Below are 20,839 nucleotides of genomic sequence, written 5' to 3'. Positions count from 1 at the left end.
TCTACCAACTGAACTAAGGGGGAATTATATTTTCGTTGCTTGCACCATTTTTTCAAAAGAGAAGAAATGGTGCCTCGAGGCGGAATCGAACCACCGACACGAGGATTTTCAATCCTCTGCTCTACCGACTGAGCTATCGAGGCAACGGAGCGCTATTAAACGGGTTTTCAGGCTTTTCGTCAACTACTTTTTTAATAAAAATGGCTGCCTGCTCGCTTTTTATACACGAGTGGCATTTGCAGCTATTTCTTTGTCATAGCATCAGATTTTTCCTTGGTTAAATTCTTTTTGGAAAGTAGTCACTTTCTGTAAATAGCGCCTTGCTTCGGCTTTGGGGTGTTTATTGGTCAGCGCCCAGTAAACCTGATTGGGCTCTAGACGATTGAGGTCATTCATCGCCCGCTTACGGTCTCTGTGGAAGGTTTTTAATACGCCGCCAGTACCGCCGTTATAGGCTGAAATCATGCTGTAGTGTAGTGATAGCGGATCACGGACATCTTTTAAATAGCGATTTCGCAATATATAGAAGTAAGCTGTGCCGGTATCTATATTCTTTGCCGGATCAAACAGGTACTCGGGCGAGGGCTTGCCAGATTTGTTTTTTACCAGTTTGAACACATCGGCTCCCGCTGTATTGGGGACTACCTGCATCAGGCCGTAGGCATTGGCATGGCTGACGGCATAAGGGTTGAAACTGCTCTCGGTTTTGATGATGGCATAGATAAGATCCTCGGGAATACCGTAACGCCGGGAAGCATCGCGTACGATACTGGCATACTTGTAGCCTCGTTTGTTGGCGTGATCAGCAACCATCGGGATCTCGACATAATAGGCCTGCTGGTAGCGAATTTTCCGCTTTTTGAGCCCGGTATTGATGAGGTGATCGGCAAATTTGTTAGCCCGCCAGGACCACTCGATAGGTTTGCCCTGTTGATCCAGTACTTGGCCATAGAGAAACGGCTTACCGTTGAAGTCAATTCCCGAGTCTGAGTACAAATCGACACCACCCGGGTTGTCCGGGGTCAATAGCGTGGTGGTTATGGCTTCTTTTAGGTGATTTTCCGGTTCTGTGGTTGCCACCGTCTCGACAATCACGACGCCACGTACGAAATCGACATGGGCGCGGCTCTTGTAGCCATCGGTATATTTGACATATTGACGCTTACCGGACACGAGGGAGTCATTGTCACCCCAGTAACGTTTGACCTGGCCGCTGAAGTTACTCATCAGGCGATCAAATGCCGCAGAATCCTTAGTAAACTGTCCCGGCAAAGGGGCGAGATTTTTGGCAAAACGGTTGGTTGCGGCGTAGTCGACATCATAAAACTTTTCGACAAATTCACGGCTGCATCCGCTAAGCAAAAGAAGCGACAGTAAGAGAGCGCGTTTTTTCATAGTTCCCGGTAAAAAAAAGACATCACTTGTTTGATGGCAAATGATGTCATTTTCTGGCACTCCGGGTAAGCTTTTTTACACCGGAAAGAGGATAAATCGTGAAGTCAGGACAATTATTTCTCGCTAGGCGGTGTATAACCGTCGATGATCACATCCTGACCTTCAAACAGAAAGTTAACCATTTCTGTTTCTAGCAGCTTGCGATGCTCCGGATCCATCATGTTCAGTTTTTTCTCGTTGATCAGCATGGTTTGCTTACCTTGCCACTCCGCCCAAGCTTCTTTTGAAATATTGTCGAAAATACGTTTACCCAGATCGCCTGGATAAAGCTGGAAATCCAAACCTTCCGCTTCTTTTTTTAGACGTGCACAAAATACAGTACGGCTCATCGAGTGGCTCCTTAATCCTAACCTTCATGAGTACGTTGCTAGTTATACCAGAGTGCAGCTTATGCTTCTATATTTCACGCAGACGGTATAGCCACTGCTGTAGTAAGGTTATTGCTGGTTTTTCAGCTCGTAGTGCAAGCTTTCCAGAATTTGCTGAACCGGTGCGGCCAGCCCGACTTTGGGGGGCTGGTTGAGGTTGTACCATTGTCCTTTGCCCGACTCGTGAATGACATTCGGTGTAGTACTGAGTGTGATTTTGATTGGCACGATATCGAGGTGATAATGGCTAAAAGTGTGGCGGAACGCATTGAGTTGCTCTGTGGATCGGATCTGCTGGGCAGAAGTACCAAGTCGCTGCTCGATGATGGTATCAAGATCCTGATGATCATTTTGCGGAAAACACCATAATCCCCCCCAGATCCCAACGGGTGGCCGCTGTTCAAGCCAGACTTCCTCGCCGCATTGAAAAATGGCAAACCAAGCCTGTTTTTCGGGCAGCGTCTTTTTAGGTTTCTTGCCGGGAAAGTCCATCTGGCGCTGTTGGGCTTTTGCCTCGCAGAGATCGGCAATCGGGCATAATTCGCATTTGGGCTTGCTGCGGGTACAGATCATCGCCCCCATGTCCATCATTGCCTGGTTATAGCGCTCGACACCTCGTGTTGGCGTATTTTGCTCGGCGATTTCCCACAGGGCGCTTTCTACCGGCTTCTTGCCTGGCCAGCCTTCGACGGCATAGCAGCGGGCCAGGGTGCGTTTTACATTGCCGTCGAGAATAGGGTGATGCTGGTTGAGCGACAGGGATAATACTGCGCCAGCGGTTGAGCGGCCTATCCCCGGCAGGGCGATGACTTGCTCAATGTCAGTCGGGAATTCACCGTTGTGCTCGGTGACTATAACCTGTGCGGCTTTGTGCAGGTTGCGGGCGCGGGCGTAGTAACCTAATCCTGTCCATAGATGCAGTACCTCGTCTTGTTCCGCCGAGGCGAGATCCTGGACGGTAGGAAATCGTGCCAGGAATCGTTCGAAATACGGAATAACGGTGGCAACCTGGGTTTGCTGGAGCATGATCTCCGATAGCCAGACTTTGTAGGGTGTTTTGTTGAGCTGCCAAGGCAGCGTCTTGCGGCCGAATTTGTCGTACCACGATAAAATGGCCTCAGAGAAGGTATTAGTCACAGAAACTCGCTCACTTTACTTGTAGTGTGTTTGCCTTGATGCTGCTGACGTCCATTGTCGGTTAAAATTGAGTCAGATCTGGCAATCATTTATACTTCCTGGCACCGTGCATCTCGCACAGCGGTGAAAGTTATTATTGGGTATTATTGAGCGAGATTGCACCACAATCTGGGTATTGTCGCAATCGATAGACTTGAACTTAGCCGATAACTTTGGATAATGCCGTTCCGTTTCTTTTTTGTTTGGATAGTAAGCATGAGCGAAGTTTCAAAAAAGTCTGGTGAAGTGACCATGACTGAATTTACCGAAGACGGCAAACTGGTACGAAAAATTCGTAGCTTTGTTCGTCGTGAAGGCCGTTTAACCAAGGGCCAGGAATTGGCTATGGAAAATAATTGGCCAACAATGGGTATAGACTTCGCTCAGGAACTCGTGGACTGGAAAGAGGTGTTTAACCGCGAAGCACCAGTTGTACTGGAAATTGGCTTTGGTATGGGCGCATCACTAGTTGAAATGGCGAAGAATGCACCTGAGAAAAACTATATTGGCATCGAAGTGCATAGTCCTGGCGTTGGTGCATGTCTGATGGCTGCAGAAGAAGCGGGTTTAACAAACTTGCGCGTAATGTGCCATGATGGCGTCGAAGTCTTCGATCATATGATCCCAGACGGCAGCCTGGATATGGTTCAACTGTTTTTCCCTGACCCATGGCACAAGGCTCGTCATCACAAGCGCCGTATCGTTCAGCCGGAATTTGCTGAAATGCTACGCAAAAAGCTTAAGATTGGCGGCATTTTCCATATGGCGACAGACTGGGAAAACTATGCCGAGCATATGGTTGAAGTGATGAACGCAGCACCGGGTTACCGCAACACGGCAACTGACGGTGATTATATTCCGCGTCCGGAAGATCGCCCACTCACAAAATTTGAAGCTCGTGGTCATCGTTTGGGCCACGGCGTATGGGATATGAAGTTCGAGCGAACTGAATAATTCCCCTTGTTGACGGTTCAGTGACTGAACCAAATTCAACATATATCCAATGCTATCTGAAGAAAAAGCCAGCCTCGTGTTGGCTTTTTTACTCTTGGAGAAAAATAATGAAGCCAACAGAAACGTTGCTCAGTGAGATTTTAGACGAAGTCAGACCATTGATTGGCCGGGGGAAAGTGGCTAACTATATCCCGGCATTGGCAAAAGTGTCTGCCAGTAAGCTGGGGATCGCTGTCTGTTATAACGATGGTGAAATTATTCAGGCCGGTGACAGTGAAGAATGTTTCTCGATCCAGTCGATCTCTAAGGCATTGAGCCTGACGGTGGCGATGACTTTGTATGAGCCTGATGAAATATGGCAGCGAGTCGGCAAAGAGCCTTCGGGGCATGCTTTTAACTCAATGATCCAGCTCGAGCTGGAAAACGGTATTCCGCGTAATCCATTTATCAATGCCGGGGCATTGGTGGTCTCTGATCTGCTTCATAGTCGCCTCTCGGCTCCTCAGTACAGGATGCTGGAGCAGGTTCGGGAGCTGGCCTGTAATCCGCACCTTGTCTATGACAAAGAGGTCGCAGCCTCTGAAATGCAACACAGTGACCGCAATGCCTCTATTGCCTACCTGATGCGTTCGTTCGGTAATTTCGAAAACGAGGTGATGCCGGTTCTGACCAATTATTTCAGTTATTGCGCCCTGAAGATGAGCTGCGTTGATTTGGCGAGAACATTCAGTTATTTAGCCAACAAAGGGCTTCCTTTAGGGGCGAAAAAAAACATTATCAGCCAGACTCAGTGCAAGCAAATGAATGCACTGCTTGCGACCTGTGGCTTATATGACGGTGCCGGCGAGTTTGCCTACCGGGTGGGTATGCCGGGCAAATCCGGGGTAGGTGGCGGTATTATCGCTATTGTTCCGGGCGAGATGTCGATTGCGGTATGGTCTCCCGAGCTGGATCCTTCCGGTAATTCACTGGCTGGGACCGCGGCATTGGAATTGCTTGCAGAGAGAATCGGACGTTCTATTTTTTAGAGGGGAATGGCTGTTCATGATGAGCTGTGCTATAGGGTAGCCAGGCGCGAAGTGAAAGAACATGAAATCCAATCCTTGATCCCGGCACTTAAGAATTGGCGGAGTGTGACGATCGAATAACTCCCGAATACGAGAGATGTTCGAGATACGAGTTGCGAGATAAGCTTCTTCTCGTAACTCGTAACTGGATTCTCGCGACGGTTATTCTTCGTCGACAAATGCCGCCAGCAGATCATTGAGGAACAGCTTGCCATGCTCGGTGATCTGCCACTCGCTACCGTTATCCGTCAGGTATTTCTTAGCCAGCGCCCAATCAATCGAAGGCTGAATAACAGTTAACGCTAAGCCGGTACGATCGATAAAGTCCTGCTTGGGGCAGGATTCGAGCAGGCGGAAGCGGTTCATAAAGAACTCAAACGGTCTTTCGCTGTCATCCACCTGAGTTTCCTGAACCAGATACGGTTTCTGTGGATTCAGATAACCACGTGGATGTTTAACCTTGACCGTTCGGGTGATTGTGCCGTCGGCAAAGCTGATCTTGCCGTGTGCACCACAACCAATACCGAGATAATCACCGAAACGCCAGTAGTTGAGGTTATGGCGGCATTGCAGCCCTGGCTTGCTGTAGCCGGAAATTTCATACTGGACGTAGCCTGCTTGCGCCAGCAGCTGGTGGCCTTGCTCGAAGATATCCCACAAGTCATCGTCATCCGGCAGCGTCGGCGGCTTGGAATAAAACAGGGTATTGGGTTCGATAGTCAGCTGGTACCAGGATAGGTGCGGCGGATTTAGGGCGATAGCCTGTTTGAGATCCGACAGGGCATCATCTATAGACTGATCCGGTAAGCCATGCATTAAATCAGTGTTGAAGCTGTTCAACCCGGCTTCGGTCGCCAGTTTTGCAGCCCTGATTGCTTCTTCGCTGCCATGGATGCGACCTAGGCGCTTTAGCTTGTCATCCTGAAAACTCTGGATCCCGATTGAAATCCGGTTCACTCCGACCGCTCGGTAGGCAGTAAATCGTCCGGCTTCGACGGTACCCGGATTTGCCTCCATGGTGATTTCAATATCATCACTGAACGGAATGCGCGCTTCGATAGCTTGCAGCAGACGGCCGATTTCTTCAGGAGAGATCAGGCTTGGTGTACCACCACCAATAAAGATTGAATGCAGCAGACGACGATCGCCTTTCAGCTGATAGGCTGCCAGGTCGGTGTCCAGATCGTCGATTAAGGCGTCGATATAATCGAGCTCGGGAATGTCCGTTTTTAGGGCATGCGAGTTAAAGTCGCAGTACGGACATTTCTGTACACACCATGGTATGTGAACATACAGGCTTAGTGGTGGTGGAACTAGCATTAGGCGTCCTTCAGGGCTGCAAACAGTTTCTGCAGTGCTTTGCCGCGGTGCGAAAGCTGCTTCTTGCGGGCAGGCTCCAGCTCGGCAGAGGCGCAGTGATCTTCGGGAACCCAGAATACCGGGTCGTAGCCGAAGCCATTCTCGCCATGGACTTCGCTCAGGATGCTGCCTTCCCAGCTGCCGTGGCAAACTAGTGGTGTTGGATCATTTTCGTGGCGCATCATCACCAGCACACAATGGAAACGGGCTGTACGCTGCTCGGCAGGGACGCCTTCCATTTCCTTCAGTAGCTTTTCCAGGTTCAGCTGATCGCTGGCATCTTCGCCGGCAAAGCGGGCAGAGTAGATACCCGGCGCGCCTTTAAGGTAGTCCACTTCCAGGCCTGAGTCATCGGCAATCGCGGGCAGACCGGTCTCTTTTGCGGCATGACGGGCTTTGATGATGGCATTTTCGATAAAGGTTGTGCCGGTCTCGGCAACCGAAGAGACGTTGTAGTCGCTTTGTGCCACGACATCAAAGCCAAAGTCTGCAAGCAGGCTTGCCATTTCTTTTACTTTGCCCTGATTGCCAGTGGCCAGTACTAGTTTGCTCATCACTGTTCCTCGGTGAGTCCGTACGGACTGATAATAATGGGGCGCTATGATAATACCAATCTAGCTTTGTCACCACTCAATTGCGCGCGGGACTTCCCTGTTGAAAACAAAAAAGGAGCCAATGGCTCCTTCTTGGCTTGTATGGTTGCAGGCTAATCGACATAAAAGGTTTGTTTGAAGGCTATCTGGCCATTATTACCGTCCTGAGATACATCAATGGTAAAGCTGAAGCTCTCTTCGTTGGCATGGCTTAACTCGGCAATATAGTAGATGGCCGAACCCTCCCGGACTTCGCGAAAGGAGAGGTCCTTGATCGAACCAAGCAGGTTCTTGGCCTGGCCAGACAATACAGCGGTGACAGCCGGTTTGCCGTCTTGTGTTTTATCCAGCACGGTGATGTTGACGACGGCCGAGTAGCGGCTGCGCTGAATACGGTAGGTATTGGCGACTTCAGGCGTCAGAAAGGTCGACGGGAAGCTGGAGTAATGGACTTCAAGGTTACCGATATTTTCAAGCTGTTCGGCATGAACGGGTAGGGCAGTAAAGAGTAGTGCTGATAATAAACATAAAATACGAGTCATGATTTTATCCTTCTGGATACTCACCGGTTACTTATACGACCCTTATAGCCTGGTGGGTATAACATCCTTTTAGTATAGTCAGCTGCTGGTAGTAGTAGCAGCCCAGCCTTTTGGCTGAGCTGTCGACTTTTTAAAGCAGTTGAGGCGACATATCTTTACAGTAGCTCAGAAACAATCGCAGGTATTTCTCGGGGATCCTCGATGCGCACTTGCTTATGGCGGCCGAGCTCTCCTTTTTCAATCACCACTTGCCCCTTGGCAACCCGGAACTGCTTGGCCAGATATTTGGCCAGGTGACCATTGGCCTTGCCGTCGACCGGCGGTGCGGTAATGGCAATTTTCAGTTCATCGCCGTGCAGGCCGACGATCTGGTCACGGCTGGCTTTCGGCTGGATATAGAGCCGGATCACCAAATCGTCGCCATTACGGGTTACCGCATTCAGACTCATAGCTGGTGCCAGATAGGGCCGATAAGATCACCCATCAGGAAGTTGGCAAACTGCAGTCCGATGAACAGAACCAATACACTTAGATCCAGGCCACCCATCGCTGGGATAATACGGCGGATAGGTGCTGTCATCGGCTCGGTTAGCTGGTGCATTACATATTCAACCGGGCTGCGGCCCTGGCTTACCCAGCTCAGGATAGCGCGTAGTAGTAGTACCCAGAACAATAGGCCGCCAGCGGCTTTAAGCAGGGCAAGTGCGCCGACCCATAAGAAATCGATGCTGAATGCCATGCCGCCGCCAGTAAGAACCAGCTGAAGGATGACAAATTTGGCAATGCTAAGGACATAGGCAAATAGCAGCGTGGCGAGATCTAGCGAGCCAATGGACGGGATAATGCGACGTAGCGGTGCGACGACGGGTTGGGTCGCTTTGATGATGAACTGGGAAAACGGGTTGTAGAAGTCCGCACGGGCCCACTGGAGCCAGATCCGCAGCAATACAACCATGATGTAGAGGTCAAATAGAGTACTGACCAGAAAACCAATTGAATTCATAACTAAACCTTAAAATAATTTTTCCATTTCTTCAGCGCGGGTAATCGCAGCACGCATTGCTTTTGCTACGGTATCACTAAGTTGGTGCTCGTTAAATGTACGCAGTGCTTCTGCCGTGGTTCCGCCTTTTGACGTTACCTGCTCGCGCAAGGTTGCCAGCTCGATATCTGGGTTGGCAACAACCATCTCGGCAGCGCCTGCTGCAGACTGCTGAACCAGCAAACGGGCCGTTTGGGGATCAAACCCTTGCTTGATGGCCTCGGCCTGCATTGCCTCCATGAACAGGAAGAAGTAGGCAGGGGCACTGCCGGCTGCGGCTATAATACCGTTAATTCCTGCTTCCTGCTCTACCCAGCACACTTCGCCAACAGCCCGCATTAAGTTTTCGGCAAAGATCTTATCTGATCCCGCTACTGTTGCCGGAGCATACATGCCGCTCATGCCTTTTCCAATGAGAGACGGCGTATTAGGCATCACCCGAACGAGGTTAAGCTCGGCGTTGAGCATGTCATTGAGACGCTTGGCCGAGATACCTGCTGCGATAGAGATCACCAGCTTACCTGAAAAATCTATGCTCTGCAGCGGACGACAAACGTCTTCCATCAACTGAGGTTTGACGGCTAGTACGATCACTTCGGCCTGTTCGACTGCCAACAGATTATCGTCGCCGGTATGGATACCGTAATCGCGGGCGAGTGGTTCACGGCGAGCCGATCCTGGCGCGGTTGCGGTAATTTTGTCTGCGGGGTAGCCGCTACAAACTAGCCCGGCAATGATAGAGCGGGCCATATTGCCGGCACCGATAAAAGCGATTGAACGTTGTTCCATGTAAAGTCCTTATAAAATTGTCCTGAGGGCAACTTATTGGTTTGTTCCGTAGTCTCGCGCGCCAAAAATAGCGGTACCAATACGAACAATGCTGCTGCCTGCCGCAATGGCGGCCTCCATATCGCCGCTCATTCCCATCGACAGGGTATCGAGCTGCGGATGTTTGTTCTGCAGCGCTTTTTGGGCATCTGCCAGGGCGCTGAAGGCAGCATGCTGGCTATCGTAGTCATCTGCTTTCTGCGGTATCGACATCAGGCCACGCAGCACGATATTAGGCATGGCAGCGATTTCGTCGGCCAGTGTCGCCAACTCGTCAAAAGACACCCCGGATTTACTGGCTTCGGCGCTGGTATTGACCTGTAATAGTATATTTAATGGTGGCATGTTTTCCGGACGCTGCTCGCTCAGCCGGCGGGCGATTTTAGCCCGGTCGACAGAATGCACCCAGTCAAAATGCTCGGCAATCAGCCGGGTTTTATTGGACTGGATCGGCCCGATAAAATGCCAGCTTAGCCTGTCAGCCTGGGGGCTGGTTGCGAAATGCTGTACCTTCTCGACACCCTCCAGGACATAGTTTTCACCAAACGCAAACAGTCCCGCCGCGATCGCATCTTCGATTGCGGCGATCGGTTTGGTTTTGCTTACTGCCAGTAATTGCACGGAATCGGCTGCCCGACCGCATTTTTCTGTTGCTGAGGTTATCTGGGAGATGACCTGTTCAATATTTTGTTTGATACTACTCATAATTGATTCTGTGGGGAAAATATATGGATATCACCGAACTACTGGACTTTAGTGTAAAGCATAATGCCTCTGATCTGCACCTTTCTGCTGGTGTTCCGCCAATGATAAGGGTAGATGGTGACGTAAGAAAACTTAGTTTACCAGCGTTAGAGCATGGTGAGGTGCATCGATTGGTATTTGATATCATGACTGATGCCCAGCGTCGGGAGTACGAAGAGAAGCTTGAGGTCGATTTCTCTTTTGAGCTACCGAAAGTCGGCCGTTTTCGTGTGAATGCCTTTCAGCAGTCTCGGGGAAGTGCGGCGGTATTTCGAACTATTCCGATCAATATCCCGTCACTGGACTCACTCAACGTACCTGAGGTTTTTTATAAGATAGCCCAGTGTCAGCGGGGGCTGGTACTGGTTACCGGGGCGACAGGCTCCGGTAAGTCGACAACTATCGCCGCCTTGGTTGATTACATCAACGCAAACGACAATCGGCATATTCTGACGATTGAAGATCCGGTGGAGTTTGTTCATAGCGGCAAACGCTGCCTGATTAACCAGCGCGAAGTTCATCGTGATACGCATAGTTTCCATAATGCACTGCGTTCTTCGCTGCGTGAAGATCCCGATGTGATTGTCGTCGGGGAGCTGCGGGACAGGGAAACAATCAGTTTGGCCCTGACGGCGGCAGAAACCGGCCATTTGGTGCTCGGCACCTTGCATACCAGTTCGGCTGCCAAGACGGTTGACCGTATCATTGATGTTTTCCCCGGTAATGACAAGGCAATGGTGCGTTCGATGCTTTCGGAGTCGTTGCGGGCAGTGGTATCGCAAAACTTGCTTAAGTGCGTGAGTGGTGGCCGGGTTGCGGCCCATGAGGTGATGATGGCAACACCTGCTATTCGTAACCTTATTCGGGAAGCTAAAGTTGCGCAGATGTACTCTATGATCCAGACCGGCTCTGCGATGGGGATGCAGACGATGGAGCAGAGTGTCAAAATGCTGGTGGCGCAGGGGATCGTTGAGTCTGAAGAAGGGCGCCGTGTCGTCGACAGTACCTTCGCATAACGTGTCAGTATTAGCTAAAGAAAAGGAAAGGTAATGAACTTACAGCAGATCCTCGAAGAGATGGTGCGTTGCAAGGCATCTGACCTATATATCACGGTGGATTCTCCTTGTTTGCTGCGGATTGACGGAAACTTGCAGCCATTGGGCGAGGTATTGGATCGCGTGGCTATTGATGTTTTGTTTGACGATGCGATGGATCGCGAACGGTTACAGGATTTTACGTCGACCCAGGAAGCAAATTTTGCCCTGGTGCGCGGCGAGCTGCGTTTTCGGGTCAGTGCTTTTTGGCAGCGCGAGCTGCCGGGCATGGTTATTCGACGGATTGAGACTGAAATCCCTGATCTTTTCTCGTTGAACCTACCAATGGATATGCAAAAGATGGCACTGGCCAAGCGTGGGCTGGTATTGGTTGTCGGGGCGACGGGATCAGGCAAGTCAACCTCGATGGCGGCAATGACAGGGTTTCGCAATAACAATCATAGCGGGCATATCCTGACAGTCGAAGACCCGATTGAGTTTGTCCACAAGCATAACCGCTGTATTGTGACCCAGCGCGAAGTCGGCCTGGATACCGAAAGTTATGCTGTAGCACTGAAGAACTCCCTGCGCCAGGCGCCGGATATGATCCTGATCGGTGAGATCCGGACGCCTGAGACCATGGAGTATGCGATGAATTTTGCCGAAACTGGCCACCTGTGTATGGCGACATTGCATGCCAATAATGCCAACCAGGCACTGGAGCGGATCCTTCATTTGGTGCCCAAGGAGCGCAGAGAGCAGTTCTTGTTCGATTTATCCCTGAACTTGAAATGTATTCTGGCCCAGCAGTTGATCCCGGATGCCAACGGTATTGGCCGTCATGGTGCATTCGAGTTATTGCTCAATACGCCAAGGATCGCTGATTTGATCCGTCGTGGAGAGCTGCACGAGATCAAAGATGCGATGTCCAAGTCTAATGAGTCCGGAATGATGACGTTTGATCAGTCGCTGTACGAGTTGTTTAGCCAAGGCAAGATCACCGAGCAAGATGCTCTTCATCATGCCGATTCGGCCAATGATCTACGCCTGATGATCAAAGTGGGCAGTAAGAATCAGCAAGGCAGCAATACGCTCGATGGTGTAACTGTTGATATGGGCTAGATCCGAAGAATAAAAAGAACACGGTGATAGAAAAGCTTTGGGGTTGTAATGGCCCTAAAGCTTTTTTTATTGCTAGTTTACTATAACTATTTGATGTTAATTGTTTTGTGTCGATTTTTGGGGCTTTACTTTGTTGCTTATAGAGCTTTTGAGTTTAAGGTATCAAAAAGCTGTACAAGGTGATCAGGCCTTATTCTCAGCGGGTTGGATCCTACTGGATCGTCATGATGAAAATGATGGCAGCTTTGGGGTGAAAAGTAAGGGAAAAGGTGTACAGCTTAAGGGGCTAAGATCCTATGGCCCTGAAGATAAAGCCATAGGTTTGACGCTCGTTAGGGCTATGGAGGTATTTTTACCCGTACTGGCGCTCGAACCAGCTCTCGAGGATCACGACGGCTGATTGAGAGTCGATATTACCTTTGCTGAGTGAGCGGTACCCGCCGCGATCAAACAGATCGGCACGGGCCTCAACGGTGCTCAGGCGCTCATCATGAAGATCTACCTGGCAGCCGAAGCGACCATGAAGGCGGTTGGCAAATTTTTTGGCTCGCGGGGTAATGGTTTCGAGTTCGCCGCCCTCTAAATCCAGAGGAAGGCCTACAATAACAAGATCGGGTTGCCATTCTTTAAGAATTTTTTCGATGGCATCCCAGCTTGGAATTCCGTCTTTGGCTTTTAATGCGGCAAGGGGCGTAGCGGTACCTGTCAGTTCCTGGCCGATTGCTACACCAATACTCTTGGTACCGTAATCAAATGCTAATACGCTGCGTGAGTTACTCATGCATGTCCTGTATCGATAGAAAGGTGGGCCGAGCTAATTCCGAGCTGGGCGACTGCTTTGTCCCAACGCTCGTTGATCGGCGTGTTAAATACAACATCCGGATCGGCTTCAGTGGTTAACCAGGTATTTTCGGCCAACTCCTGCTCCAGTTGCCCTGATGTCCACCCGGCATAGCCGAGCGCAACCAGGAATTTCTCCGGTGATTCCATGGTGCCAAGCAATGGCAGAATATCTTTGGAAGTGGTGACCGAAACCTGTTCGGTAATATTGATGCTTGAGCTGAAGTGTCCTTTTTGCAGATGCAAATGGAGGACAAAGCCGCGATCACCGGATACCGGACCGCCGTTGAACACTGGTTGCTCCAGGCTTGCGGGATTATTTACCGGTAGATCACGTTCTACTTCAATTTGTTCAAGCATGTTGCCTACAGAAATATCGATAGGCAGGTTAATGACAATGCCCATCGCACCATCATCATTATGCTCGCAGACGTAGACAACACTACCCTTGAAGTTCGGATCCTGCATGCTGGGCATGGCAACCAGAAAATGATTAGTCAGATTCATTAGTGTGCACCTACAACATATCCTGTTACTTACAGTATGCCGACTATTTGCCGGAAATGGTATTTACATGTAAAAACGCAGTCCTGCTTGCAAGGCTGCGTTTAATTAAGTGACGATGTTAATCAAGCGCTTACGCGACGCTCGATAGCATCCATCAATTTCCCGGTAATCGAGATATCAAAGGCAGCTTCGATTTCACGGATACAAGTCGGGCTTGTCACGTTAATTTCAGTCAGCTTGTCGCCAATCACATCTAGCCCGACAAAGATCAGGCCTTTTTCTTTTAGTACCGGAGCGACGGTTTCAGCAATCTTACGGTCAGTCTCGCTGATCGGACGGGGCTCACCCCGGCCACCTGCAGCCAGGTTGCCACGAGTTTCGCCTTTGGCTGGGATACGAGCTAGGCAATATGGCATTGGCTCGCCGTCAACCACCAGAATACGTTTATCACCGTTGCTAATGTCAGGGACAAAGGTTTGTGCCATGCAGTAGTTCTGACCGTGGTTGGTCAGGGTTTCAATGATCACTGACACATTTGGGTCGTTTTTCATCACACGGAAGACGGACGAACCGCCCATACCGTCAAGAGGCTTCAAAATCACATCGCCGTGCTCCTGGTGGAAGGCTTTGATCTTTTTTGCACTACGAGTAACGACGGTGGTCGGCGTAAGCTCAGGGAACCAGGCTGTAAATAGCTTTTCGTTGCAGTCACGTAGGCTACGAGGTTCGTTGACAATCAGCGCTCCCTCGTTTTCGGCACGTTCAAGAATGTAAGTCGCATAGATGTATTCGGTATCAAACGGGGGATCTTTGCGCATGAGTACCGCATCAAGATCAGACAGCGATATTTCCTGATCGTTGTGAAATTCGTACCAGCCGTTCGGATCTTCTTTTAGGCTAACCACACGGGTACGGGCTACTGCCTTTCCTTGTTCCAGTGAGAGGTCGTTCATTTCCATATAATGGATTTCCCAGCCACGACGCTGCGCTTCCATCATCATGGCAAAGCTGGAATCTTTTTTAATGTTGATGGACTCAATCGGATCCATCACGATACCCAGTTTGATCATTTCTTTCTCCTAGTCTGTCGTTGGCCTGGTTAGCCTAAGTCGCCAAAGCGGACTTGTAGGGCTGTGATTGCCGTCATGGCTGTAGTTTCGGTACGCAGCACTCGCGGGCCGAGTAATATTTCATCGAACTTATATTGCTCTGTCATCCCGATCTCTTCGGCAGACAGTCCTCCCTCAGGTCCAATCAGCAGGCGAACTTTGGTGACGGGTTCCGGTAGGGTGTTAATAGAATAACTGGCTCGAGGGTGTAGATTCAGTTTAAGCCCGTCGTATTGTTCTGCACACCAGTCTTCTAGTTTCATGACCGGACGGATCACCGGAACGGTATTGCGACCACACTGCTCGCAGGCGCTGATGGCAATTTTCTGCCATTGTGCCAGTTTCTTCTCAAAGCGCTCAGTATTCAGTTTTACGCCACAGCGATCGGAAATCAGCGGGGTGATGGTCATGACACCCAATTCGACAGATTTCTGGATGGTGAACTCCATTTTTTCACCACGTGAGATCACTTGGCCTAGGTGGATATTCAACGGTGATTCAATACTGTGCTCACGGCGGTTCTGGATTTCAACTTCAACGCTTTTTTTGCTGGCGTTGGTGATCACTGCGGGAAACTCGGCGTCACTGCCATCAAACAGCAGTACTTCCTGGCCTGCCTGCATGCGCATGACACGGCCTATATGGTTGGCAGCATCATCACTGAGCATGATTGTTCCCTGGTTGGGAAGTAACTCAGGGTGGTAAATACGTGGGATTCTCATGGCTATCTCAATAACCTGTTAATTATTATCTCGCTGCATTATATCAACTCTGGTTGCGAATGCAGTTGTGAGTTCGGTGTTGTTAAGTAGTACATGGATGCCGGAAGGTGAAATTACAAGGCTGGAGGAGGATTTCTTACCAGTAAAACAGTGTTACCAGATGAGGGGGTAATATACCCAAGTTACCTCAAGATACAGGATTCAGAGTGAGACCAGTGTGCTCATTTCAAGAAAAATAACGGTAGGAATGGCAATCCCTTTCAACGTTATTTGACACAGAAATGAGTTCGCTTGGGTATACACCCCTCTAATGATAAAGGAGTGTATATATACTCAAACGACTAAAGCCCTTGCTCTTGACAGGCGCGAAGCACATAGGAGTTATGGTTGCTTTGAATATCGGCAATTCTTCTATCACGCTCGCACTCCCAGTCGTTGACGGGATATTGCCGGTTCCATGCTTTCATTAGCTGGCGCTGCTGACTCGACAGGCGAAATGGATATTCATCACTCATATACAGGTAAATTCGTGCAATGGCGCCGCGTGCGGCAACCGGCGGATCGACGCGGCGACTTTTAAAATCAACCTTCATTTCGCACTGGCCGTAGTAGGCTCCCTGCTGCCCGTTCCAAGGGCGGAAATTGTAGTTTGAACGATCACCGTTAACTTCTCCTATTGCCGGGGTGAGGTTATGCAGATCAGCTTCCATCCTGCGAAACTTAGGATCCTTGCGGCATTTTTTCCGTCCGCCGTCTTGCCAGCATTGTAACTGGTGCCCGAACTGCCATGCCGGGACAACGTGCTCCCACTCGATGCGGCTGGCCCGTTTCAATTGCTTGCGAACCTGGTACCCGCAGCTATCCAGATCCGGAACGCCCTTCTTACCGAGCCATTCGATGTCGCAGCCACAGTAGAAGCTGACAGGATGATCCCGGTAGATACCAACTGCGAGTTTCTTTGCCTTGCTAAATGAAGATGGTGGAGCGGCCAGCACGATAGCAGGAAATAAGAACCCGATGCTCAGCCATTTGAAATTGAATTGCATGTGACGTCTTACTGTTATCCATTTATCTGATAAGACTATCATTGAAAATGGTTTTTAGAAGCAGTTCACTCTTTTTAGGATTAATAATTACAATTCTTTTGAACAAGAAAGAAGGGGGGGAGAAATATGATGGCTAAATAGCCTGCAGAGGCTGTTGGCATCGTCTGCAGTGATAGGTTGCCTGTTTGCGTAGTATTTTGTTGTGGCGGCGAACCGTGAGTTGGTGCTCGCTACAGTTACATCGGTATCGGTAAGTGTCACCCTGTACCGAGGACACGTCAAAGCTATGGGTTGTGCGAGCCGGGATACCAAAGACCTCGGTCATCATGATCTGCCATTCGCGACCATGGGGACGTACCTTGCCAAATAGTTTGAAAGTGACAAGGTGGGCGATTTCGTGGGGGACAACCTCGTTGAGGAATGCCTGCGGATTTTCTTCCAGCAATACCGGATTGAAATGTACCTCCCAGGCCTGTAGACGGGCACTGCCCGCAATTTTGCCCCGTTGTCTAAAACTGACTGTCGGTATTCGCAAACGCTTATTGAGGCGCTGGTTGGCATGCTGGATACATTGCTCGACCTTGGCGATAACTTGGGATTGTAGAGAGGACATAGACAGTTTCGAGTGTTGCTAGTGGAAGGGGGAGTATAGATAAATCAGGGGCGAGATGCGAGTGCTTGAAAAGGGGGAAGAGTAAAGCATTCAAGCAACTGGCAAGAACTATAGAACCAAAAAAGGAAGCCGAAGCTTCCTTTTTTAAACCTGTGCGTTGTCGCTTACTTAATGTTGGCGAAGTCGCGCAGCATTTCAGCTTTGTCTGTTGCTTCCCAAGGGAATTCTTCACGACCGAAGTGGCCGTAGGCAGCCGTCTTCTGGTAGATAGGCTGAAGTAGGTCGAGCATTTCGATCAGGCCGTATGGACGTAGGTCAAAGTGCTGGCGTACTGCTTCCACAATAACGTCGTGAGACACTTTTTCAGTACCGAAAGTCTCAACCATGATAGATGTTGGATCAGCAACACCAATAGCATAAGACAGCTGAATTTCACAGCGCTCAGCCAAGCCAGCAGCAACAATGTTTTTGGCAACATAACGAGCAGCGTAAGCAGCAGAACGGTCAACTTTTGATGGATCTTTACCAGAGAAAGCACCACCACCGTGACGCGCTGCGCCGCCGTAGGTATCAACAATGATTTTACGGCCAGTTAGACCACAGTCACCCATTGGGCCACCGATAACAAAACGGCCGGTTGGATTGATGAAGAACTTGGTATCTTTGTTTAGCCATTCAGCCGGAAGAACTGGCTTGATGATCTCTTCCATTACCGCTTCTTGCAGAACGGGTAGCTCGATGCTTTCACTGTGCTGAGTCGACAGAACAACCGCATCAATACCGACAATCTTGCCTTGATCGTATGCGAAAGTTACCTGGCTCTTTGCATCTGGGCGTAGCCAAGGAAGTGTGCCGTTTTTACGGACTTTAGCCTGACGCTCAACGAGACGGTGAGCATACGTTACAGGCGCTGGCATTAGAACGTCAGTTTCGTTGGTCGCATAACCGAACATGATACCTTGGTCGCCGGCACCAAGTTCACGAGGATCTTCACGGTCAACACCCTGATTGATATCAGGAGATTGTTTGCCGATTGCGCTCAGTACCGCACAAGAGTTGGCATCAAAACCCATTTCTGAGTTTACATAGCCGATTTCGCGTACTGTTTGACGGGTAATTTCTTCGATATCAACCCAGGCTGAAGTCGTAATTTCACCACCAACCATCACCATGCCGGTTTTTACGTAAGTCTCACAAGCAACACGTGCTTTTGGGTCTTGTTCCAGGATCGCATCCAGGACTGCATCAGAAATTTGATCGGCAATTTTATCCGGATGACCTTCTGATACTGACTCAGAAGTAAACAGGTGCTTTGACATGCGTACACTCACTCTTATGGCTTAAGTTGATAACAAGGAGCTCTTAAATGAAAGGCTTTCATAAGCAAAACGTATATGGGTATACGTTTGAATGTATAGAGCTACCTCCGTCTAGACGGCTATAATACTCATATCAAGTTTAAAATCAACACCATGAATAGTAAGGTGATAGTAAAATCGCAAAGCAAACGTTTACCTTTCAGGGTGTTAACATCAAATTATTACCTGGATGTCTTGCCAGCTTATTGAAATGAAGGTTATTTTCTTCAGGAAAACGATTGCAGTCCAGGGGTAGACTTTGCGACAATACCCGCCCGCCGAATCATGGTTATTTGTTATGCGTTTGCGAGCAGCTAGCCACTAAATATACAGTCTACGAATTTCTGGAGCAGACATGTCTTCACGTAAAGAACTTGCCAATGCAATCCGTGCCCTGAGCATGGATGGTGTTCAACAAGCCAACTCTGGCCACCCTGGTGCACCGATGGGTATGGCAGATATCGCTGAAGTACTGTGGCGTGGCCACATGAACCACAACCCACAAAACCCACAGTGGGCTGATCGCGACCGTTTTATCCTTTCTAACGGCCACGGTTCAATGCTTATTTATTCGCTGCTTCATCTTACAGGCTATGACCTGTCGATTGATGATCTGAAGAGCTTCCGCCAGCTTCATTCAAAAACACCGGGTCATCCTGAGTATGGTTATGCGCCGGGTATTGAAACGACAACAGGTCCTTTAGGCCAAGGTATTACTAACGGTGTTGGTATGGCTATGGCTGAAAAAGCCCTTGCTGCACAGTTCAACCGTGAAGGCCACGACATCGTTGACCACAACACATACGTGTTTATGGGTGATGGCTGTCTGATGGAAGGTATTTCTCACGAAGCGTGTTCGCTGGCTGGTACATTGGGCCTAGGCAAGTTGGTTGCCTTCTGGGATGACAACGGTATCTCTATCGACGGTGAAGTAGAAGGTTGGTTCTCTGACGACACGCCAAAGCGTTTTGAAGCTTACGGCTGGCACGTTATTCCTGCTGTTGATGGCCACGATGCTGATGCAATCAATGCAGCAATTGAAGCGGCAAAAGCAGAAACAGACAAACCAACACTGATTTGTACCAAGACTGTTATTGGTTTTGGTTCACCAAACAAAGCGGGTACGCACGACTGCCACGGTGCGCCACTGGGTGCTGAAGAAATTGCAGCAACTAAGGCCGCACTAGGCTGGGAGCACGGTCCTTTCGATATTCCTGCCAATATTGCGGCTGAGTGGAATGCGAAAGAAGCGGGCGCAGCAAAAGAAGCAGCATGGGATGAGAAATTCGCAGCATACGCAGCGGCTTACCCGGAACTTGCGGCAGAATTCAAACGCCGTACCGTTGGTGATCTTCCTGCACAGTGGGAAGAGAAAGCCAATGCAATCATTGCTGATCTGCAAGCTAACCCTGCCAATATCGCATCGCGTAAAGCCTCTCAGAATGCACTGGAAGCGTTCGGTGCTATGCTTCCTGAGTTCATGGGCGGCTCTGCTGACCTTGCTCCGTCTAACCTGACAATGTGGTCTGGCTCTAAGTCTTTGACTGCTAAAGATTTTGCCGGTAACTACATTCACTACGGTGTACGTGAGTTCGGTATGACGGCAATCATGAACGGTATCGCCCTTCACGGTGGTTTCGTACCGTACGGCGCGACATTCCTCATGTTCATGGAATACGCACGTAACGCAATGCGCATGGCTGCACTGATGAAAGTGCAGAACATCCAGGTTTACACTCACGACTCAATCGGTCTGGGTGAAGATGGTCCTACACACCAGCCGGTAGAGCAAATTGCGTCGCTACGTCTGACACCTAATATGAGTACATGGCGTCCATGTGATCAGGTTGAATCAGCGGTGGCTTGGAAATTGGCTATCGAGCGCAAAGATGGCCCAACATCGCTAATCTTCTCGCGCCAAAACTTGGCACAACAGCCACGTGATGCAGAGCAAGTAGCTAACATCGCCAAGGGTGGTTACATCCTGAAGGATTGTAAAGGCAAGCCGGAACTGATCCTTATCGCAACAGGTTCTGAAGTTGAGCTGGTTGTAGCGGCTGCCGCTCAGCTAACGGCGGAAGGCCGTAATGTTCGCGTTGTTTCTATGCCGGCAACGGATGCATTCGACAAGCAAGATGCAGCCTACCGTGAAGCAGTTCTGCCATCAGATGTCACAGCTCGTGTCGCTGTTGAAGCAGGTATTGCTGACTTCTGGTATAAGTATGTTGGTTTTGACGGCCGTATTATCGGTATGACAACCTTCGGTGAATCTGCTCCTGCAGGTGAGTTGTTTAAGATGTTCGGCTTCACTGTTGAGAACGTCGTAGAGACAGCTAAAGAGCTATTAGCCTAATTCTATG

At 49.7% G+C, this 20,839-nt stretch carries 22 protein-coding genes and 1 tRNA gene; 5 read left to right on the top strand and 18 right to left on the bottom strand.

Annotated features, from left to right (window positions below):
* Nucleotides 1-67: 67 nt before the first annotated feature.
* The 4 genes from EDI28_RS22810 to mutY all read right to left on the bottom strand — a co-directional run bounded on the left by EDI28_RS22810 (nt 68) and on the right by mutY (nt 2,960).
* Nucleotides 68-143 (bottom strand) — tRNA-Phe (locus tag EDI28_RS22810).
* A 118-nt stretch (nt 144-261) separates the two neighbouring features.
* Nucleotides 262-1,395, bottom strand: coding sequence for a membrane-bound lytic murein transglycosylase MltC (gene mltC, locus EDI28_RS22805; RefSeq protein WP_128786180.1), 1,134 nt, complete (start codon nt 1,393-1,395; stop codon nt 262-264).
* A 113-nt stretch (nt 1,396-1,508) separates the two neighbouring features.
* Entirely contained in the window at nt 1,509-1,784 is a 276-nt protein-coding gene (locus EDI28_RS22800; protein WP_128786179.1) for an oxidative damage protection protein, read from the bottom strand.
* A gap of 108 nt (nt 1,785-1,892) precedes the next feature.
* Nucleotides 1,893-2,960: an A/G-specific adenine glycosylase gene (gene mutY, locus EDI28_RS22795; RefSeq protein ID WP_128786178.1), complete on the bottom strand. Its 1,068-nt coding sequence runs from the start codon at nt 2,958-2,960 to the stop codon at nt 1,893-1,895.
* Between the two features lie 255 nt (nt 2,961-3,215).
* Between mutY and trmB the strand changes: the two genes are divergently transcribed.
* The gene (trmB, locus tag EDI28_RS22790; protein WP_128786177.1) at nt 3,216-3,953 is read left to right on the top strand and encodes a tRNA (guanosine(46)-N7)-methyltransferase TrmB; all 738 of its coding nucleotides are present in this window, start codon (nt 3,216-3,218) and stop codon (nt 3,951-3,953) included.
* A 107-nt stretch (nt 3,954-4,060) separates the two neighbouring features.
* Nucleotides 4,061-4,981 carry a glutaminase B gene (gene glsB, locus EDI28_RS22785; protein ID WP_128786176.1) on the top strand — a complete coding sequence of 307 codons (921 nt, stop codon included), beginning with the start codon at nt 4,061-4,063 and terminating at the stop codon, nt 4,979-4,981.
* 201 nt (nt 4,982-5,182) lie between these two features.
* Here the strand turns inward: glsB and hemW are convergent, their stop codons facing one another.
* The 7 genes from hemW to EDI28_RS22750 all read right to left on the bottom strand — a co-directional run bounded on the left by hemW (nt 5,183) and on the right by EDI28_RS22750 (nt 10,089).
* The gene (gene hemW, locus EDI28_RS22780) at nt 5,183-6,340 is read right to left on the bottom strand and encodes a radical SAM family heme chaperone HemW (RefSeq protein ID WP_128786175.1); all 1,158 of its coding nucleotides are present in this window, start codon (nt 6,338-6,340) and stop codon (nt 5,183-5,185) included.
* Nucleotides 6,340-6,933: an XTP/dITP diphosphatase gene (locus EDI28_RS22775; RefSeq protein WP_128786174.1), complete on the bottom strand. Its 594-nt coding sequence runs from the start codon at nt 6,931-6,933 to the stop codon at nt 6,340-6,342. The genes hemW and EDI28_RS22775 overlap by 1 nt, the downstream gene beginning before the upstream one ends.
* 152 nt (nt 6,934-7,085) lie before the next feature.
* Entirely contained in the window at nt 7,086-7,514 is a 429-nt protein-coding gene (locus EDI28_RS22770) for a DUF4426 domain-containing protein (protein WP_128786173.1), read from the bottom strand.
* A gap of 155 nt (nt 7,515-7,669) precedes the next feature.
* Nucleotides 7,670-7,963, bottom strand: coding sequence for a DUF167 family protein YggU (gene yggU / locus EDI28_RS22765; RefSeq protein WP_199287481.1), 294 nt, complete (start codon nt 7,961-7,963; stop codon nt 7,670-7,672).
* Complete coding sequence (locus EDI28_RS22760) at nt 7,960-8,517, bottom strand: YggT family protein (RefSeq protein WP_128786172.1); 558 nt, start codon at nt 8,515-8,517, stop codon at nt 7,960-7,962. Before EDI28_RS22760 ends, yggU begins: the two co-directional genes overlap by 4 nt.
* Before the next feature lie 9 nt (nt 8,518-8,526).
* Nucleotides 8,527-9,345, bottom strand: coding sequence for a pyrroline-5-carboxylate reductase (gene proC / locus EDI28_RS22755; protein ID WP_128786171.1), 819 nt, complete (start codon nt 9,343-9,345; stop codon nt 8,527-8,529).
* A 33-nt stretch (nt 9,346-9,378) separates the two neighbouring features.
* A complete protein-coding gene (locus EDI28_RS22750) occupies nt 9,379-10,089 on the bottom strand; it encodes a YggS family pyridoxal phosphate-dependent enzyme (RefSeq protein WP_128786170.1) in 711 nt (236 codons plus the stop codon).
* Between the two features lie 23 nt (nt 10,090-10,112).
* On the opposite strand from EDI28_RS22750, the gene EDI28_RS22745 reads away from it, so the two are divergent.
* Nucleotides 10,113-11,144, top strand: coding sequence for a type IV pilus twitching motility protein PilT (locus tag EDI28_RS22745; RefSeq protein WP_128786169.1), 1,032 nt, complete (start codon nt 10,113-10,115; stop codon nt 11,142-11,144).
* A 33-nt stretch (nt 11,145-11,177) separates the two neighbouring features.
* Complete coding sequence (locus tag EDI28_RS22740; RefSeq protein WP_128786168.1) at nt 11,178-12,284, top strand: PilT/PilU family type 4a pilus ATPase; 1,107 nt, start codon at nt 11,178-11,180, stop codon at nt 12,282-12,284.
* Between the two features lie 352 nt (nt 12,285-12,636).
* Here the strand turns inward: EDI28_RS22740 and ruvX are convergent, their stop codons facing one another.
* The 7 genes from ruvX to metK all read right to left on the bottom strand — a co-directional run bounded on the left by ruvX (nt 12,637) and on the right by metK (nt 18,440).
* Nucleotides 12,637-13,065 (bottom strand): Holliday junction resolvase RuvX, encoded by a 429-nt coding sequence (gene ruvX / locus EDI28_RS22735; protein ID WP_128786167.1) that lies wholly within the window; start codon nt 13,063-13,065, stop codon nt 12,637-12,639.
* Complete coding sequence (locus tag EDI28_RS22730; protein WP_128786166.1) at nt 13,062-13,631, bottom strand: YqgE/AlgH family protein; 570 nt, start codon at nt 13,629-13,631, stop codon at nt 13,062-13,064. The genes ruvX and EDI28_RS22730 overlap by 4 nt, the downstream gene beginning before the upstream one ends.
* A gap of 122 nt (nt 13,632-13,753) precedes the next feature.
* Nucleotides 13,754-14,701: a glutathione synthase gene (gene gshB / locus EDI28_RS22725; RefSeq protein WP_128786165.1), complete on the bottom strand. Its 948-nt coding sequence runs from the start codon at nt 14,699-14,701 to the stop codon at nt 13,754-13,756.
* A gap of 29 nt (nt 14,702-14,730) precedes the next feature.
* A complete protein-coding gene (gene rsmE, locus EDI28_RS22720; RefSeq protein ID WP_128786164.1) occupies nt 14,731-15,462 on the bottom strand; it encodes a 16S rRNA (uracil(1498)-N(3))-methyltransferase in 732 nt (243 codons plus the stop codon).
* Between the two features lie 341 nt (nt 15,463-15,803).
* Nucleotides 15,804-16,508, bottom strand: a complete 705-nt coding sequence (locus EDI28_RS22715; RefSeq protein WP_128786185.1) for an endonuclease — start codon at nt 16,506-16,508, stop codon at nt 15,804-15,806.
* A gap of 133 nt (nt 16,509-16,641) precedes the next feature.
* Entirely contained in the window at nt 16,642-17,121 is a 480-nt protein-coding gene (locus tag EDI28_RS22710) for a SprT family zinc-dependent metalloprotease (RefSeq protein ID WP_128786163.1), read from the bottom strand.
* A 164-nt stretch (nt 17,122-17,285) separates the two neighbouring features.
* Nucleotides 17,286-18,440, bottom strand: a complete 1,155-nt coding sequence (metK, locus tag EDI28_RS22705; protein ID WP_128786162.1) for a methionine adenosyltransferase — start codon at nt 18,438-18,440, stop codon at nt 17,286-17,288.
* A 394-nt stretch (nt 18,441-18,834) separates the two neighbouring features.
* On the opposite strand from metK, the gene tkt reads away from it, so the two are divergent.
* Nucleotides 18,835-20,832: a transketolase gene (gene tkt / locus EDI28_RS22700; RefSeq protein WP_128786161.1), complete on the top strand. Its 1,998-nt coding sequence runs from the start codon at nt 18,835-18,837 to the stop codon at nt 20,830-20,832.
* Nucleotides 20,833-20,839 lie beyond the last annotated feature (7 nt).

The organism is Photobacterium chitinilyticum, assembly GCF_004104355.1.
In the GTDB taxonomy this organism is placed as follows: Bacteria; Pseudomonadota; Gammaproteobacteria; order Enterobacterales; family Vibrionaceae; genus Photobacterium; species Photobacterium chitinilyticum.
This window is presented reverse-complemented; position numbering and strand designations above follow the sequence as displayed.

Bases quoted from the DNA above. Each gene is read 5' to 3' on its own strand.
- mltC (WP_128786180.1), bottom strand. From the start codon at position 1,395: ATGAAAAAACGCGCTCTCTTACTGTCGCTTCTTTTGCTTAGCGGATGC.
- EDI28_RS22800 (WP_128786179.1), bottom strand. From the start codon at position 1,784: ATGAGCCGTACTGTATTTTGTGCACGTCTAAAAAAAGAAGCGGAAGGT.
- trmB (WP_128786177.1), top strand. From the start codon at position 3,216: ATGAGCGAAGTTTCAAAAAAGTCTGGTGAAGTGACCATGACTGAATTT.
- glsB (WP_128786176.1), top strand. From the start codon at position 4,061: ATGAAGCCAACAGAAACGTTGCTCAGTGAGATTTTAGACGAAGTCAGA.
- hemW (WP_128786175.1), bottom strand. From the start codon at position 6,340: ATGCTAGTTCCACCACCACTAAGCCTGTATGTTCACATACCATGGTGT.
- EDI28_RS22775 (WP_128786174.1), bottom strand. From the start codon at position 6,933: ATGAGCAAACTAGTACTGGCCACTGGCAATCAGGGCAAAGTAAAAGAA.
- EDI28_RS22770 (WP_128786173.1), bottom strand. From the start codon at position 7,514: ATGACTCGTATTTTATGTTTATTATCAGCACTACTCTTTACTGCCCTA.
- yggU (WP_199287481.1), bottom strand. From the start codon at position 7,963: ATGAGTCTGAATGCGGTAACCCGTAATGGCGACGATTTGGTGATCCGG.
- EDI28_RS22760 (WP_128786172.1), bottom strand. From the start codon at position 8,517: ATGAATTCAATTGGTTTTCTGGTCAGTACTCTATTTGACCTCTACATC.
- proC (WP_128786171.1), bottom strand. From the start codon at position 9,345: ATGGAACAACGTTCAATCGCTTTTATCGGTGCCGGCAATATGGCCCGC.
- EDI28_RS22750 (WP_128786170.1), bottom strand. From the start codon at position 10,089: ATGAGTAGTATCAAACAAAATATTGAACAGGTCATCTCCCAGATAACC.
- EDI28_RS22745 (WP_128786169.1), top strand. From the start codon at position 10,113: ATGGATATCACCGAACTACTGGACTTTAGTGTAAAGCATAATGCCTCT.
- EDI28_RS22740 (WP_128786168.1), top strand. From the start codon at position 11,178: ATGAACTTACAGCAGATCCTCGAAGAGATGGTGCGTTGCAAGGCATCT.
- ruvX (WP_128786167.1), bottom strand. From the start codon at position 13,065: ATGAGTAACTCACGCAGCGTATTAGCATTTGATTACGGTACCAAGAGT.
- EDI28_RS22730 (WP_128786166.1), bottom strand. From the start codon at position 13,631: ATGAATCTGACTAATCATTTTCTGGTTGCCATGCCCAGCATGCAGGAT.
- gshB (WP_128786165.1), bottom strand. From the start codon at position 14,701: ATGATCAAACTGGGTATCGTGATGGATCCGATTGAGTCCATCAACATT.
- rsmE (WP_128786164.1), bottom strand. From the start codon at position 15,462: ATGAGAATCCCACGTATTTACCACCCTGAGTTACTTCCCAACCAGGGA.
- EDI28_RS22715 (WP_128786185.1), bottom strand. From the start codon at position 16,508: ATGCAATTCAATTTCAAATGGCTGAGCATCGGGTTCTTATTTCCTGCT.
- EDI28_RS22710 (WP_128786163.1), bottom strand. From the start codon at position 17,121: ATGTCCTCTCTACAATCCCAAGTTATCGCCAAGGTCGAGCAATGTATC.
- metK (WP_128786162.1), bottom strand. From the start codon at position 18,440: ATGTCAAAGCACCTGTTTACTTCTGAGTCAGTATCAGAAGGTCATCCG.
- tkt (WP_128786161.1), top strand. From the start codon at position 18,835: ATGTCTTCACGTAAAGAACTTGCCAATGCAATCCGTGCCCTGAGCATG.